This window comes from Stenotrophomonas sp. YJH_SMC_133 (assembly GCF_059370655.1).
Genome location: NZ_JCAFTW010000004.1, coordinates 340,193 through 353,895, shown reverse-complemented (window position 1 = coordinate 353,895; position 13,703 = coordinate 340,193). Strand labels below are relative to the sequence as shown.

At 67.3% G+C, this 13,703-nt stretch carries 13 protein-coding genes; 8 read left to right on the top strand and 5 right to left on the bottom strand.

Going from position 1 to position 13,703, the window contains the following annotated elements; translation table 11 throughout:
* Window positions 1-15 precede the first annotated feature (15 nt).
* Window positions 16-621, top strand: a complete 606-nt coding sequence (locus tag AC5P78_RS08165) for a glutathione S-transferase family protein (RefSeq protein WP_012481678.1) — start codon at window positions 16-18, stop codon at window positions 619-621.
* 67 nt (window positions 622-688) lie between these two features.
* Here the strand turns inward: AC5P78_RS08165 and AC5P78_RS08160 are convergent, their stop codons facing one another.
* Window positions 689-1,696: a zinc-binding alcohol dehydrogenase family protein gene (locus AC5P78_RS08160; RefSeq protein ID WP_012481679.1), complete on the bottom strand. Its 1,008-nt coding sequence runs from the start codon at window positions 1,694-1,696 to the stop codon at window positions 689-691.
* Window positions 1,697-1,787: 91 nt separating this feature from the next.
* Here AC5P78_RS08160 and AC5P78_RS08155 point away from each other — a divergent pair, with 91 nt between their 5' ends.
* From AC5P78_RS08155 to AC5P78_RS08135, 5 genes are all read left to right on the top strand, one after another.
* A complete protein-coding gene (locus tag AC5P78_RS08155) occupies window positions 1,788-2,759 on the top strand; it encodes a LysR family transcriptional regulator (protein ID WP_049395268.1) in 972 nt (323 codons plus the stop codon).
* Window positions 2,760-2,773: 14 nt separating this feature from the next.
* Window positions 2,774-3,403 carry a leucine efflux protein LeuE gene (leuE, locus tag AC5P78_RS08150; protein WP_005411716.1) on the top strand — a complete coding sequence of 210 codons (630 nt, stop codon included), beginning with the start codon at window positions 2,774-2,776 and terminating at the stop codon, window positions 3,401-3,403.
* Window positions 3,400-3,822 (top strand): hypothetical protein, encoded by a 423-nt coding sequence (locus tag AC5P78_RS08145; protein WP_005411717.1) that lies wholly within the window; start codon window positions 3,400-3,402, stop codon window positions 3,820-3,822. The genes leuE and AC5P78_RS08145 overlap by 4 nt, the downstream gene beginning before the upstream one ends.
* Entirely contained in the window at window positions 3,819-4,517 is a 699-nt protein-coding gene (locus AC5P78_RS08140; RefSeq protein WP_005411718.1) for a suppressor of fused domain protein, read from the top strand. The genes AC5P78_RS08145 and AC5P78_RS08140 overlap by 4 nt, the downstream gene beginning before the upstream one ends.
* Before the next feature lie 166 nt (window positions 4,518-4,683).
* The gene (locus AC5P78_RS08135) at window positions 4,684-6,111 is read left to right on the top strand and encodes an amino acid permease (RefSeq protein ID WP_005411719.1); all 1,428 of its coding nucleotides are present in this window, start codon (window positions 4,684-4,686) and stop codon (window positions 6,109-6,111) included.
* A gap of 92 nt (window positions 6,112-6,203) precedes the next feature.
* On the opposite strand, the gene AC5P78_RS08130 is transcribed toward AC5P78_RS08135, so the two are convergent.
* Complete coding sequence (locus tag AC5P78_RS08130) at window positions 6,204-7,445, bottom strand: dipeptidase (protein ID WP_043035318.1); 1,242 nt, start codon at window positions 7,443-7,445, stop codon at window positions 6,204-6,206.
* Window positions 7,446-7,655: 210 nt separating this feature from the next.
* Entirely contained in the window at window positions 7,656-8,825 is a 1,170-nt protein-coding gene (locus tag AC5P78_RS08125; RefSeq protein ID WP_005411721.1) for a class I SAM-dependent rRNA methyltransferase, read from the bottom strand.
* Between the two features lie 349 nt (window positions 8,826-9,174).
* Here AC5P78_RS08125 and AC5P78_RS08120 point away from each other — a divergent pair, with 349 nt between their 5' ends.
* Together AC5P78_RS08120 and AC5P78_RS08115 are read left to right on the top strand one after the other, a co-directional pair.
* On the top strand, window positions 9,175-10,137 hold the full coding sequence (locus tag AC5P78_RS08120) for a TerC family protein (RefSeq protein ID WP_005411722.1): 963 nt from the start codon (window positions 9,175-9,177) through the stop codon (window positions 10,135-10,137).
* Between the two features lie 93 nt (window positions 10,138-10,230).
* Entirely contained in the window at window positions 10,231-11,001 is a 771-nt protein-coding gene (locus AC5P78_RS08115) for a rhomboid family intramembrane serine protease (protein ID WP_049420925.1), read from the top strand.
* Window positions 11,002-11,077: 76 nt separating this feature from the next.
* Here AC5P78_RS08115 and AC5P78_RS08110 read toward each other — a convergent pair whose 3' ends face one another.
* Window positions 11,078-12,193 (bottom strand): glycerophosphodiester phosphodiesterase, encoded by a 1,116-nt coding sequence (locus AC5P78_RS08110; protein ID WP_005411724.1) that lies wholly within the window; start codon window positions 12,191-12,193, stop codon window positions 11,078-11,080.
* A gap of 159 nt (window positions 12,194-12,352) precedes the next feature.
* Window positions 12,353-13,702: a tRNA uridine-5-carboxymethylaminomethyl(34) synthesis GTPase MnmE gene (gene mnmE / locus AC5P78_RS08105; protein ID WP_024958544.1), complete on the bottom strand. Its 1,350-nt coding sequence runs from the start codon at window positions 13,700-13,702 to the stop codon at window positions 12,353-12,355.
* Window position 13,703 lies beyond the last annotated feature (1 nt).

Here is a 13,703-nt window from a genome sequence, read left to right as displayed (position 1 = left end):
TGCTGCGCCAGAACCATGCTCGCTCTGTACGGAAAGCCCACCTCCATCAACGTGCGCAAGGTGCTGTGGCTGTGCGCGGGGCTGGATCTGCCCCTGCGCCACGAGCCTGCGCCATCCGCGGACCTGCTGGCCGCACTGAATCCGAATCGGCAGGTACCGGTGCTGCGCGATGGCGACTTCGTGCTGTGGGAATCCAACAGCATCTGCCGCTACCTGGCCGACCGCGCCGGCCGTGACGACCTGCTGCCCGCAGCAGCGCAGGCCCGGGCCCGGGTGGAGCAGTGGATGGACTGGCAGTCCAGCGACCTCAACAGCGCCTGGCGCCATGTGTTCATGGCGCGCGTGCGCCAGCATCCGGACTACCCGGACGATGCCCGCGCCGAGGCCAGCCTGGCGCAGTGGAACCGGTTGATGGGGGTGCTTGATGCACAGCTGGCCGCTTCCGACGGCTATGTGGCGGGCGACACCTTTACCCTCGCCGATATCGTGCTGGGGCTGTCGACCCAGCGCTGGCGCAGCACGCCCGGCCACAAGCCCGCGCTGCCACACCTCGCGGCGTGGTTCGAACGCCTGCGCCAGCAGCCCGGTTTTGCCGAACACGTCGACAACGGCGTGGCCTGAGGCAGGGGTCAGATCCCTTTCCCAACGGGAAAGGGATCTGACCCCGAGGACGCGGGAACAACCAGCGTTACCAGCCTTCCAGCACGATCTTGCCCTTGGCGCGGTGACTCTCCAGCAGCGCATGCGCGCGCCGCAGGTTGGCCGCGTCGATGCGCCCGAAATGCTCGCCCAGCGTTGTCTGCAGCACGCCGGCATCGATCAGCTCGGCCACCCGGTTCAGCAGGTCGTGCTGGCGCTGCATGTCCGCGGTCTTGTACAGCGGGCGGGTGAACATCGACTCCCAGTGCAGCGACAGTGCCTTTCGCTTGAGCGCCATCACGTCCACCTGGCCCGGATCGTCGATCAGGCCGAACTGGCCCTGCGGCGCCAGCAGCTCCACGATCTGCGCGTAGTGCTGCTCGGAGTGGGTCAGGCTGGCCACGTGCTGCACCTCGCTGATGCCCAGCCGTGCCAGTCCCTCGGCCAGCGGCAGGCTGTGGTCGATCACGTGGTGTGCGCCCATTGCGTACGCCCAGTCCTGGGTATCCGGACGCGAGGCGGTGCCGATCACGGTCAGCCTGGTCAGCTTCCGCGCCAGCTGCACCAGGATCGAACCGACACCGCCAGCAGCACCGATCACCAGCAGGGTCTGGCCTTCGCCACCGCCCTCGGGGATGCGCAGGCGGTCGAACAGCAGCTCCCAGGCGGTGATTGCAGTCAGTGGCAGCGCGGCGGCGGCGGCATCATCGAGGCTGGCCGGCTTGCGGCCGACGCTGCGCTCGTCCACCAGCTGGTACTCGGCATTGCTGCCCGGGCGGTCGATCACGCCGGCGTAGTAGACCGCGTCGCCAGGCTGGAACAGGGTGACTTCGCTGCCCACCGCGTCGACGATGCCGACCGCATCCCAGCCCAGCACGCGCGGGCCATCGGTGGCCACGCCGCGACGGACCTTGGTGTCGACCGGGTTCACCGCCACCGCGCGTACCGCCACGCGCAGGTCACGCGGGCCGGGCTGCGGCAGCTCCAGTTCGATGTCGATCAGGGCCTGGGCATCATCGATCGGCAGGCCGGCGTGGGTGTAGGCAATGGCGCGCATGGCAGCGGTCCGGTGGGGAAGGAGTGCACAGGTTGCGCCGCGCACGGTCGCTCAGAAAGGCGCAGAATCGGGCAGCACTTTCACTCCGGCAATGAAGATGATCCGCTTCGACGACCTGCAGTTGTTCGTCCGCACGGCCGCACTGGGCAGCTTCTCGCAGGCGGCCCGCGAGGCCGATCTGTTACCCGGCCAGGTCGCTGCTGCCGTGGCGCGGCTGGAACGCGAACTGGACCTGCGCCTGTTCGTGCGCACCACCCGCAGCCTGCGTCTGACCGGCGAGGGCGCGCTGTACCTGCCGTATGCGCAGGAGGTACTGGCTACCCTGCGCGAAGGGCGGGCCCGCGTACAGGGCGAGGACGCCGAACTGCACGGCACGCTGCAGCTGTCGGCACCGTCGGATTTCGGTCGCAACCTGCTGCTGCCGTGGCTGACCGCGTTCCGAGCCGCGCATCCACGGCTGCGCCTGCACCTGCGGCTGTCCGATGAAGTGGCCGACGTGTTCCGCGATCCGGTCGACGTGGCCATCCGCATCGGCCACTTCGACGACGCCAGCTACGTGGCCCTGCCCCTGCTCGAAGGCAACCGTCGTGTGCTCGCGGCTTCGCCCGATTACCTGCAGCGACGGGGCACGCCGGTGCGCCTGGACGAACTGCGCGAGCACGATTGCCTGGTCTACCAGCTCAGTGGCCGCGCCTACGATCGCTGGTCGTTCGAGGTCGAAGGGCGCCGCACCGTGATCCCGGTGCGCGGCCCGCTGGTCTGCGACGACGCCGACGTGGTGCGGCGCTGGGCGGTGGCCGGCGAAGGCATCACCTACAAATCCTGGCTGGACCTGCGCGAAGACGTGCTGGCCGGACGCCTGCAGCTGCTGCTCGACGGCGTCGGCAGCCACATTCCGCTGCAGCTGGTGTGCCCGCACCGCAAGCAGTTCTCGCCGGCGGTGCGGCAGCTGCATGCGCAGCTGCGCCAGCACCTGCAACCGCTGCTGTCTGGCATGCCCGATGGACTCCCCCACCCCCTGTCGCCCACCCCGGTGCTGGCCGACAATGGCAGCCCCCCGTAAGAGAGAACACCGCCATGCCGTGGATGGGCATCCAGGACCTGTGGACGTTTCTGGTCGCTGTGCTGGTGTTTCTCGCCCTGCCCGGCCCCGGCACCTTCACCCTGCTGACCGCCACCGGCCGTGGCGGCGTGCGCGGCGGCTACACCGCACTGGCCGGCCTGCTGGTCGGTGACCAGATCCTGATGTGGCTGGCGCTGGCCGGTGTCGCCGCACTGCTGAAGGCCAACCCCTTGGTCTTCCACGCTGTGCAGTACCTGGGTGCGGCCTACCTGGTATGGGTGGGCATCAGCCTGCTGCGCACGCCGAAGCACGAGGGCGGTGACGCCGGCCCGATCCGCATGCAGCCGGGCCGCTACTTCCAGCAGGCGATCCTGGTCAGCCTGCTCAACCCGAAGGCGATCCTGTTCTACATGGCCTTCCTGCCGCTGTTCATCGATCCGAAGGCGCACCAGGGCATCGCCACCTTCGCGGCCCTGGCCGGCATCATCCTGGTGGTCAGCATCGCCTACTGCTCGATGCTGATCGGTGTGGGCAACCTGGCCCGCCGCCGGTTGATCCAGCATCCGCGCATCAGCGATGCGCTGCGCCGGGTGGCCGGCCTGTTCCTTGTCGGGTTCGGCATCCGGTTGGGGTTGAACGGATGAAGGCCTGGCTGGCAACCGCGGTCGCACTACTGCTCGCCGGCACCGCCTCTGGCACCACCGTGCAGGACCATCGCTGCCTGAGCGGCGGTCGCAATGACAGCATCCACCTGGAATGGCGCTGGCTGAAAGACGGCCGGGCCGATGTGCGCTACGCCGGGCAGCGCGAGCGCCTGCCCCTGCACCGGATCTCGATGGAGACCACGGTGCTGGCCGAAGATCGCCCGTACCAGTTCGACAGCGTCTGGGAAGAACGCATCGACGGACGCCTCAACGGCCGCTACCTGCTGAGCACGCAGGGTGCCCTGGTGCTGGATCTGCGTTACGAACGCGCCCGCGATGGCCGCAGCACCACCTTCCACGACGACCCCGAAGCCTGGCAGGAAGACGGCTGCCGCTGGCCCGGCAGGGTGGCTGAGTGAGCACCATCGACGACGACACCCTGCTGGAGCGCAGCTGGGAGTATCGGGAGGAGACGCTGTACCGGCGGTTGTTCGGCGATACCGGACCGGGGATCTACCCCCTCGACATGGATCTGCTGCGCAACGTCTTCAAGCAGGAGCAGATCGACCCGCGCTGGCTGCATGTCGGCGTCAATGCGTGCCCTCCGCACGGTGATCGACGGCACTGGATCTATGTCAGCACCGGCCTGTCCAACCCCTGGGAAGGGCGGCACGAAGATGGAGATTCGGGGTGGGGCATCGAACTGATGCTTGAGACGCAGGATGAAGCGACGTGGGCGCTGACCACCTTGCGCTGGTTCACCGCGTACCACCTGCTGCTGTGCCACTCACGCATGCCCGGCAATCCGTTGGCGCCATGGGACCGGCTGAAGCTGGGGGGGCCGGTGGATCACGCAGGGAGCATGCTGCAGGCGGCCGTCTTCGTGCCGTCATTGCACTTTCCGGGACCCCAGCAACTGCCATCGGGACGATTCGACTTCCTGCAGCTGCTGCCGTTGACCCTGGACGAGCACGCGTTCGGCCGCGCGCATGGCTTCGAAGTGCTGGTGGCCCAGTTGAGAACCCAAGGTGCGGCGCCGGTGATCGATCCGCAGCGGGTCAGCATCGATCTGGCCCCTGCTCTCGTACTTCAATCGCCTCCGGGCTCGCCTTGAGGGATCGAATCATTTCGAACCCTGCCAGCATTTGTGCCGATTCCGGCAGCGTGGCCGGGGTGCAGCGCGCGCCCCGCCATGCATGACCCCCGTCAGTGGTAATGCTGCGCTGCGTTCGGTCACACTCGGGAACTTGTCGTTCTTAGTCACCCCTTCCGAGGCCTGCATGTCCCTGTTCCGGCGCAAGTCCCTAGATTCCGTCACCGTCCACGAAGCCGGCAGGCGTCTGATCCCGACGCTCAGCTGGCCGCACCTGATCGCGTTGGGTATTGGCGCCATCGTCGGTACCGGCATCTACACGCTGATCGGCGTCGGTGCCAACCTGGCCGGCCCGGCCGTGCTGATCTCCTTCGCCATCGCCGGTGCGGTCTGCGCCTGCGCGGCGCTGTCCTACGCCGAGCTGTCGACGATGATGCCGGCCGCCGGCAGTGCCTACACCTACAGCTACAGTGCGCTGGGCGAGGTGTTTGCCTGGGTGGTGGGCTGGAGTCTGATCCTGGAGTACTCGCTGGTGGTGAGTACGGTGGCGGTGGGCTGGTCCGGCTACTTCGTCGGCTTCCTCGAATGGGTCCACACCCAGTTCGGCTGGAACGTGCACCTGCCGGCCTGGCTGGCGGCCGGCCCGCACGTGGAAGGCGGCATGATCAACCTGCCGGCGATCATCATCACCTGGCTGGTGGCCGGCATGCTGATGGCCGGCACCAAGGAAAGCGCCACCCTCAACGCCATCCTGGTGGTCTTCAAGCTGATCGCGCTGGCTATCTTCGTGGCCGTGGCCCTGCCCGCCTTCGACAGCGCCAACCTGCAGCCGTTCATGCCGTATGGCTTCGCCAAGTCGATGGGCCCCGATGGCGTCGAGCACGGCGTGATGGCAGCGGCGGCGATCATCTTCTTCGCCTTCTACGGCTTCGATGCGATCTCCACCGCCGCCGAGGAAACCAAGAACCCGGGCCGCGACCTGTCGATCGGCATCATCGGTTCGATGATCGGCTGCACCATCGTCTACGTGCTGGTGGCGCTGGCCGCCGTGGGTGCGATGAGCTACGCCGTGTTTGGCCACAGCGCCGAGCCGCTGGCGCTGATCATGCGCCAGCTGGGCCATCCGACCGCGGCGATGGTGATCGGCGTGATCGCGATCATCGCCCTGCCGACCGTGCTGCTGGCCTTCCTGTACGGCCAGAGCCGCATCTTCTTCGTGATGAGCCGTGATGGCCTGCTGCCGCGTGGCCTGTCCAAGGTCAACGCGCGCACCGGCACGCCGGTGGCGACCACGCTGTTCACCGCAGTGGTGGTGTCGGCGCTGGCCGGTGTGGCGCGCCTGGACGAGATTGCCGCGCTGGCCAACGCCGGTACCCTGGCCGCGTTCACCGCCGTCGGCATCTGCCTGGTGGTGCTGCGCCTGCGCGAGCCGAACCGCGAGCGCACGTTCCGCACGCCGCTGGCCTTCGTGGTCGGCCCGCTGGCCGCACTGGGCTGCATCTACCTGTTCCTCAGCCTGCCGCACACCACCCAGCTGTATTTCCTGCTGTGGAACGTGGCCGGCCTGGTGCTGTACTTCCTGTACAGCCGTCGCCACGCGCTGATCGCGAAATAACCGGATCACCGGTAGTGCCGGCCGCTGGCCGGCACCTCTCATCCTGTTGATACGGGCAATGCCGGCCAGCGGCCGGCACTACCACAGGGCGGTCAACCGCCCTGCTTTGCCGCATAGTCCTGCGCCTGGCGCATCACCCGCAGCAGGTTGCCGCCCCAGATGCCGGCAATCTGCTGCTCGGTGTAACCCTTGCGCAGCAGCCACGCGGTGATCTTCGGCAGCTGGCTGACATCGGGCAGGTCGCTCAGGCCGCCGCCGCCATCCCAGTCCAGGCCGATGCCCACGTGCTCGGGGCCGACCACCTTGAGGATGTGCTCGAAGTGGGCGAAGAAGTCGTCGAGGCTGGCATGGCGCACCGGGTGCTCGTGGTCCAGCGCCCGTTCGGCCTTCAGCAGGGCAACACCCTGCTCGATGCCCATGCCTTCCCAGCCACCCAGCTGCTTGCTCAGCGCTTCCTCGGCCTGCTTGCGCTCGGGCGTCTTTGCGGTGTCGATCAGGTAGCCACCATAGGCGTTCACCTGGATCACGCCGCCGGCCTTGGCCAGCTTGCGCAGGCGCGCATCATCAAGATTGCGCGGGTGGTCGTAGACCGCCTTGGCTGAGCTGTGCGACAGCACGAACGGCACCGGCATCATTGCCAGCAGGTCATCGAACACCGCGTCGGACGCATGCGACTGGTCGATCACGATGCCCAGCTTCACCGCCTGCTGCACCAGGTCCTTGCCGGCCGGGCTCAGGCCTTTCCATTCCGCTCCCTTGGGGTCGGTGGCCGAATCGGCGAACTCGTTGTTGGCGAAGTGCACGGTACTGAGCAGGCGCAGGCCGGCACGGTGGTAGAACGAGAGCAGGCTGGGGTCTTCCACCAGCGGGCTGGCGTTTTCCATGCTGATGTAGACCACGCGCTTGCCGGCGGCCTTGATGCGTGCCGCGTCATCGGCGGTCAATGCCAGCGCGAAACGCTCGGGATTGGCGGCCAGCATTTCGCGGATTTCCAGCAGCCGCTGCAGGCCATGGTCACGCTCGGCGAGGTGCGCGGCTGGGCTGCGGTCGCCCTGATCGGTGTAGATGGCCCAGAAGCCACCGTCCAGCGCGCCCTCGACCATGCGCGGGTAGTCCACCTGCGAGAGTGCGTTGCGGTCGTGGCGCTGCTCGATGTCGAAGCCGGTCCGGCCGAAATTGGCCGGCGTATCCAGATGGCTGTCGAGTGTGACCAGGCGCTGCTGCAGCGCCTTGGCGCGGGCCAGTTCCTGTGCGCTGAACTCGATGGCATGAGCCGACAGCGGCGCACACAGCGCCAGGGCAAGCACGACGGACAGGTGGCGCAACGATGGCATGGGCTCTCACCGGCAATGGGAAGAGCCCGACCATAGCGCTGCAGCCAGCAGATTTGTAGAGTCGGGCTCACGCTCGGCTGCCAGGCACCGCGAGTCGAGCATGAATCGTATTCACGGCCCAGCGGCCAGCTTCCCGCGCATTGCGATGCGTTCGAAACAATGGCGCCCCCAGGATCAGGTGGCGCGGCTCGCCTCTACATCGTCCCGCGGTCAGTCGACCACGCGGCAGAACACGGCCTTCAGGTAACGCGATTCCTGCACGTGGGCCATGAACGGATGGTCCGGACCCGCACCAGCGACCTTCAGGATCTGGATCGTGCGGCCGGAGAAATAGGCCGCGCGGCGCAGCATGTCGAGGAACTGGTCCTCGGCCACCAGGCCGGTGCAGGAGAACGTGGCGAACAGGCCGCCCGGCTTGACCACGCCCAGCGCCAGCTTGTTCATGTCCAGGTACTTCTTCAGCGCGGTGATGACCTGGTCGCGGTCGCGGGTCATCTTCGCCGGATCCAGGATCACCACGTCGTACTGCTCGCCGCGGTTGGCGGCGTCGCGCAGCCACGGGAAGATGTCGGACTGGATGAACTTCGGGCGCACGTTGTTCAGGCGCGAATTGCCCTTGGCGATCTGGATGACGTCCTCATCGATGTCGATGCCGACCACTTCCGAAGCGCCACGCGCAGCGGCATACACGGCGAAACCGCCGGTGTTGCAGCACAGGTCCAGCACGCTCTTGCCTTCCACCTGCTGGCTCAGCCACTCGCGGTTCTCGCGCTGGTCGGCGAAGAAACCGGTCTTGTGCGCGCCGGCCGGGTCGGCGCGGAACTTGATGCCGTACTCGGTGATCACCGACGCTTCGGTGGTGGTGTTGCCGTGGAAGTCGAAGCTCTCCTGCTTCTGTACGTGTTCGTCGGCGAAGCTGTGGAAACGGCAGCCCGGGAACTGCTCGCGCAGGGCGTCGTAGATCCATTCGCGGTGGCGGAACATGCCGGCGGCGAAGAACTCGACCACCACCAGGTCGCCGTAGCGATCCACCACCAGGCCGGACAGGCCGTCGCCTTCGCTGTGCACCACGCGCCAGGCGTCGGAGACCGCGTCGAGCTTCAGCACCTCACGGCGCAGCGACACCGCCTGGGCGATCTTGCGCGAGAACCAGCCGGCATCGACCGGCACGTTCTGGTCGGTTTCGAGGATGCGCACGGCGATGCGCGAGTGCCCGTTGTAGAACCCGCGGCCAATGAACTCGCCATCGATGCCGACCACGTCGACGATGGAACCGGGCTTGGGCCGGACGGTCGGTTTCTCGACCAGTTTCTGGAAGATCCACGGGTGGCTGGAACGCCACGCATTCTTGAGGCGGACAATCGGAAGGGGGGTATTCATCCACCCATTGTAAACCGGGCGCCGGGGGTCGGATCCCCGCAGGGGCTCTGACCCCAGTGTGGCGACAATGGGGTCAGAGCCCCTTTGAGGATCCGACCCCTGGCCTCCCCCATTTGACGGCGGCGGGGCCAGACGGCAGAATCGGCGCCAGAAGGGGAGTAGCTCCCAGACGTTGTCGCCGTCATTTCGAGCCCGCAGGCTCCGGTGCAACGGCAGTTCCAGCCGACTGGAACTGCGAGCGAGACCTTCGCCGTACTGGCGAAGCTCTGTCCCTGGATCCCCCTCCCGATCCTCCGTTGCAGATCCTCGCCGTCCGGCCTGGCATTCATCTTTCCAACGGACATTCCCAATGCAGACGATCGGTAACGTGTGGTTGTGGGGCGGCTTCGCAGCGGTGGTGGTCATCGCCCTGCTGGTCGACCTCGTGTTGATGCGCCATGGTGGACCGCACAAGGTCACCTTCAAGGAGGCCCTGTGGTGGTCCATCGGCTGGGTAGCGCTGGCCCTGCTGTTCAATGCGGGCCTCTGGTACTACCTGAATGAAACCGCCGGCCAGGTGGTGGCCAACAAGGTCGGCCTCGAATTCCTGACCGGCTACCTGGTCGAGAAGGCGCTGGCGGTCGACAACATCTTTGTGTTCCTGATGATCATGAGCTACTTCGCGGTGCCGGAGGAGCAGCGCCAGAAGGTGCTGATCATCGGCATCCTGGGCGCGATCGTGCTGCGTACGATCATGATCTTCGCCGGCAGCGTGCTGATCAGCCAGTTCCATTGGCTGCTCTACGTGTTCGGCGCCTTCCTGCTGTTCACCGGCTGGAAGATGTGGTTCGCCGCCGGCCAGGAGCCGGACCTGGAAACCAATCCCGCCCTGCGCTGGATGCGCAAGCACCTGCGCCTGCTGCCGGACTATGCCGGCAACGCACTGAGCGTGAAGCGCGACGGCGTGCGCTGGTTCACCCCGCTGTTCGCGGTGCTGATCCTGATCGCGGTCACCGACGTTATCTTCGCCGTGGACAGCATCCCGGCGATTTTCGCGATCACCACCGACCCGTTCATCGTGCTCACCTCCAACGTATTCGCGGTGCTGGGCCTGCGCGCGATGTTCTTCCTGCTGGCCGGCATGGCCGACCGCTTCCACCTGCTGCCGTATGGCCTGGCGCTGGTGCTGGGCTTCATCGGCATCAAGATGATGATCATCGACCTGTTCAAGATCCCGACGCCGGTGTCGCTGGGCGTGGTCGCGGTGATCATCGCCGCCACCGTGGTACTGAGCCTGAAGTACCCGCCGAAGGAAGGCTCCGGCCACGCCTGATCATGGCCGGCCGGCGGGATTGTCCCGCCGGCCTCACCCACTCTCCCGTTGCGGTGGCCTTGGTTTCGCGCCAGTCACCGCCATTGCTGAGGTATGGACAACAACGCGCCCCTGCCCGCCGGCGACGTACCGGCCCCCCGCAATGACCGCTCGCGCATCCTGCGGGCGTTCAATGTCAGCCTGGCCGCCGTGCTGGTGCTGGTGGCCGTGTTCGCCCTGCAGGGCACCTTCGACTGGCGGCCCTGGGCGGTCGCGCCGCTGGAAGCCAAGGGCCTGCTTGGCCTGATCGGCGGCCCGATGCTGCATGCCTCGGTCGAGCACATCGCCGCCAACAGCATCGCGATCCTGATCCTGGGCACGCTGGCCGGCAGCGTCTACCCGAAAGCCACCGTGCGCGCCCTGCCCCTGCTGTGGCTGGGCTCGGGCATCGGTGCGTGGATGCTGGGCAATCCGGGCAGCGTGCACCTGGGCGCCAGCGGCGTCACCCATGGCCTGATGTTCCTGCTGGCCAGCCTGGGCCTGCTGCGCCGCGACCGTGCAGCGATTGCCACCGGCCTGATCGGCATGCTGTTCTACGGCGGCATGCTGATGACCATCCTGCCGCACGCCGACGGCGTGTCCTGGCAGTCGCACATGGGCGGCGCCTTCGCCGGCATCATCGCCGCGCTGCTGTTCCGCAATGCCGACCCGCTGCCGCCGCGCCCGCGTTACAGTTGGGAAGACGAAGAAGAAGACGTCGAACCTTTACCCGACGACGAGCTGGAACCGCCGTCACCGCAGCGCGTGCCGGTGCTGTGGCAGCCGCGCGAAGGCCAGGACTACGTGGTGATCCCGTTCCGCCGGCCAGACGAGCCGCGCGGCTGAAAATGCCCCGGTAGTGGCCGACCTTGGTCGGCGCGGTTGTAGTGTGCCAACCAAGGTTGGCACCTACCAGAGTCCGTCAGTTCGCCGCATTCCCCGCCGCGCCCATGCCATCCACCGCCTGCCGGCCCAGTGCCGGGTCATCGGTGAAGAAGGCATCGATGCCGGTGGCCAGATAGGCACGCATCTCGGCAATCGAACCCTCGGCATTGCGCGCATTGTCGGCGCCCTTGCGCAGGTTGCTGGCCTGGAAGTGGTTCTCCGGACGGAAGGTGTACGGAATCACCATCAGGCCCACTGCATGTGCGTCCTGTACCAGCGTGGTCGGAGTGCTCAGCGCGCCCTTGGCATCCAGCGGAATGATCGAGCGCAGTTCCGGGCCGATGCTGTCGGCGTAGCTGGCGATGTCCTTCAGTCCTGCCGGCGTCATCATCTGGGCGTAGGTCAGCTTGCCACCGGCCTTGGCGATGTCGGCCGGCTGGGTGTCGCCCTTCCACAGCAGTTGCAGCAGGCGGATGTTACTGCCGCGCGGGATCTTGCCGCGCAGGTAGCGCAGGTTGGCGGTCTCGAACGACTGGATGGTGACCGGGCCGACGTTGGTATAGGCATTGCCACGCAGCGCGGTCAGGAGCTTGTCTTCCATCGGCAGGCCGATCGACTGGAAGTAGGTCGGGTGCTTGATCTCCGGTACCAGGCCGATGCCGCGGTTGGCACGCCCGGCCTGCTGCACCAGGAAGGCCAGGATCTCGTCCAGGCTGGCGATGCGGAACTGGCCGTCGTAGGCGGTGCTGCGCAGTTCCGGCAGGCGCTCACGGGCGTACAGGGTCTTCAGCTCGGCCAGGGTGAAGTCTTCGGTGAACCAGCCGTCCACCTTCTGCCCGTCGATGACCTTGCTGGTGCGGCGGCTGGCGAATTCGGGATGCGAGGCCACATCAGTGGTGCCGCTGATCTCGTTCTCGTGGCGGGCCACCATCACCCCGTCCCTGGTCATCACCAGGTCCGGCTCGATGTAGTCGGCGCCATCGGCGATCGCCTGCGCATAGGCGGCCAGGGTGTGCTCGGGCAGCAACGCGCTCGCCCCGCGATGGCCATAGACCGACACCTTGTGCGCGGCCGGGGTGGAGGATTCAGCACTCATGGCCACCGATGGTGCCACGGCCAGCGACAACAGCAACGCACAACCCCACGACTTCACTGCGACTTCCCCAAGCGGTATGTGATGGGCGTCAGTATGCGGCGGCAATGTGACAGGTGGGGGACCTGGGGTCGGATCCCCGCAGGGGCTCCGACCCCGTAGCGATCCCGAGGAGCTCGTTCGGCTGGGTTGCCGGCCAGCGGCCGGCACTACCAAGGCTTACTTGCCGATGCAGAAGCTGGAGAAGATCCTCCCCAGCAGATCATCGGCACTCATCTGCCCAGTGATCTCACCCAGCGCGTCATGCGCCAGCCGCAGTTCCTCGGCGGCCAGCTCCAGGTGCTCGTGCGCCAGCTCGCCATCGGCGCGCTGCGCATGTTCCTGCGCACGTTCGATTGCATCCACATGGCGCGTGCGCGCGGAGAACTCGCCATCCACCTGCTCCCCTGCCCCGGCCGAAGCGATCGAACGCAGACGCGCGTGCAGATCGTCGAGCCCGGCGCCGGTGGCGGCCGAAACGAACACGCGGTCCGGATCGTCCAGCGACGGCAACGCCTCCAGCAGGTCCGACTTGTTGTGGATGTAGACCTTGTGCGGCACCGCCGCCACGGCCTCGCCCAGCGCCGCTTCGCCAGCCGCCGGATCGCGCGCATCCAGCACGATCAGCGCCAGATCGGTGCGCTCGATTTCCACGTGGGCGCGGCGCATGCCTTCGCGTTCGATGGCGTCACCCCCGTCGCGCAGGCCGGCGGTGTCGACCAGGGTCAGCTCCAGGCCGTCCAGGCGGATGGTCTCGCGCAGGGTGTCGCGGGTGGTACCGGCGATGTCGGTGACGATGGCGCGTTCGCTGCCGGCCAGCGCGTTGAGCAGTGAACTCTTGCCGGCGTTCGGCGGACCGATCAGCACCGCGTGCAGGCCATCGCGCAGGCGACGGCCGCGTTCGGCATCGCGGCGCAGCAGGGCCAGATCGCTGCGCGCCTGTTCCAGCCCACGCCGCACCTGAGCGCCACCGAGCGTATCCAGCGGTTCGTCGGCAAAATCGATGGCCGCTTCCACGTGGATGCGCAGCAGCACCAGCTGCTCGACCACGGCGTCGATGCGGCGCGAGAACACGCCATCCAGCGAGCGACGTGCCGCGCGCGCGGCGCGGTTGTCGCCCGCAGCGATCAGGTCGGCGATGGCCTCGGCCTGGGCCAGGTCGAGCTTGCCGTTGAGGAATGCCCGTTCACTGAACTCACCCGGCCGCGCCTGGCGCGCGCCGAGCGCGATGCAGCGCGCGACCAGCTGCTGCAGCAGCACCGGGCTGCCATGGCCCTGCAGTTCCACCACTTCCTCGCCGGTGAAGCTGTTCGGTGCCGGGAACCACAGCACGATGCCATCGTCGATGACCTCGCCGTCGGCATCACGCAGGCGCGCGTAGTGCGCGTGGCGCGGACGCAGTGCAGGTGCGCCCAGTGCATTGGCGATGGCCGCAGCACGCGGGCCGGACAGGCGCAGCAGGCCGACACCGCCGGCGCCAGGGGCGCTGGCGATGGCGACGATGGTGTCGGTGCGGATCGCGTCGTTCATG

Coding starts and splice junctions, on each gene's coding strand:
- AC5P78_RS08135 (WP_005411719.1), top strand. CDS start 4,684: ATGTCCCTGTTCCGGCGCAAGTCCCTAGATTCCGTCACCGTCCACGAA.
- AC5P78_RS08125 (WP_005411721.1), bottom strand. CDS start 8,825: ATGAATACCCCCCTTCCGATTGTCCGCCTCAAGAATGCGTGGCGTTCC.
- AC5P78_RS08155 (WP_049395268.1), top strand. CDS start 1,788: ATGAAGATGATCCGCTTCGACGACCTGCAGTTGTTCGTCCGCACGGCC.
- mnmE (WP_024958544.1), bottom strand. CDS start 13,702: ATGAACGACGCGATCCGCACCGACACCATCGTCGCCATCGCCAGCGCC.
- AC5P78_RS08115 (WP_049420925.1), top strand. CDS start 10,231: ATGGACAACAACGCGCCCCTGCCCGCCGGCGACGTACCGGCCCCCCGC.
- AC5P78_RS08120 (WP_005411722.1), top strand. CDS start 9,175: ATGCAGACGATCGGTAACGTGTGGTTGTGGGGCGGCTTCGCAGCGGTG.
- AC5P78_RS08165 (WP_012481678.1), top strand. CDS start 16: ATGCTCGCTCTGTACGGAAAGCCCACCTCCATCAACGTGCGCAAGGTG.
- leuE (WP_005411716.1), top strand. CDS start 2,774: ATGCCGTGGATGGGCATCCAGGACCTGTGGACGTTTCTGGTCGCTGTG.
- AC5P78_RS08160 (WP_012481679.1), bottom strand. CDS start 1,696: ATGCGCGCCATTGCCTACACCCACGCCGGCCTGCCGATCGATGATGCC.
- AC5P78_RS08130 (WP_043035318.1), bottom strand. CDS start 7,445: ATGCCATCGTTGCGCCACCTGTCCGTCGTGCTTGCCCTGGCGCTGTGT.
- AC5P78_RS08145 (WP_005411717.1), top strand. CDS start 3,400: ATGAAGGCCTGGCTGGCAACCGCGGTCGCACTACTGCTCGCCGGCACC.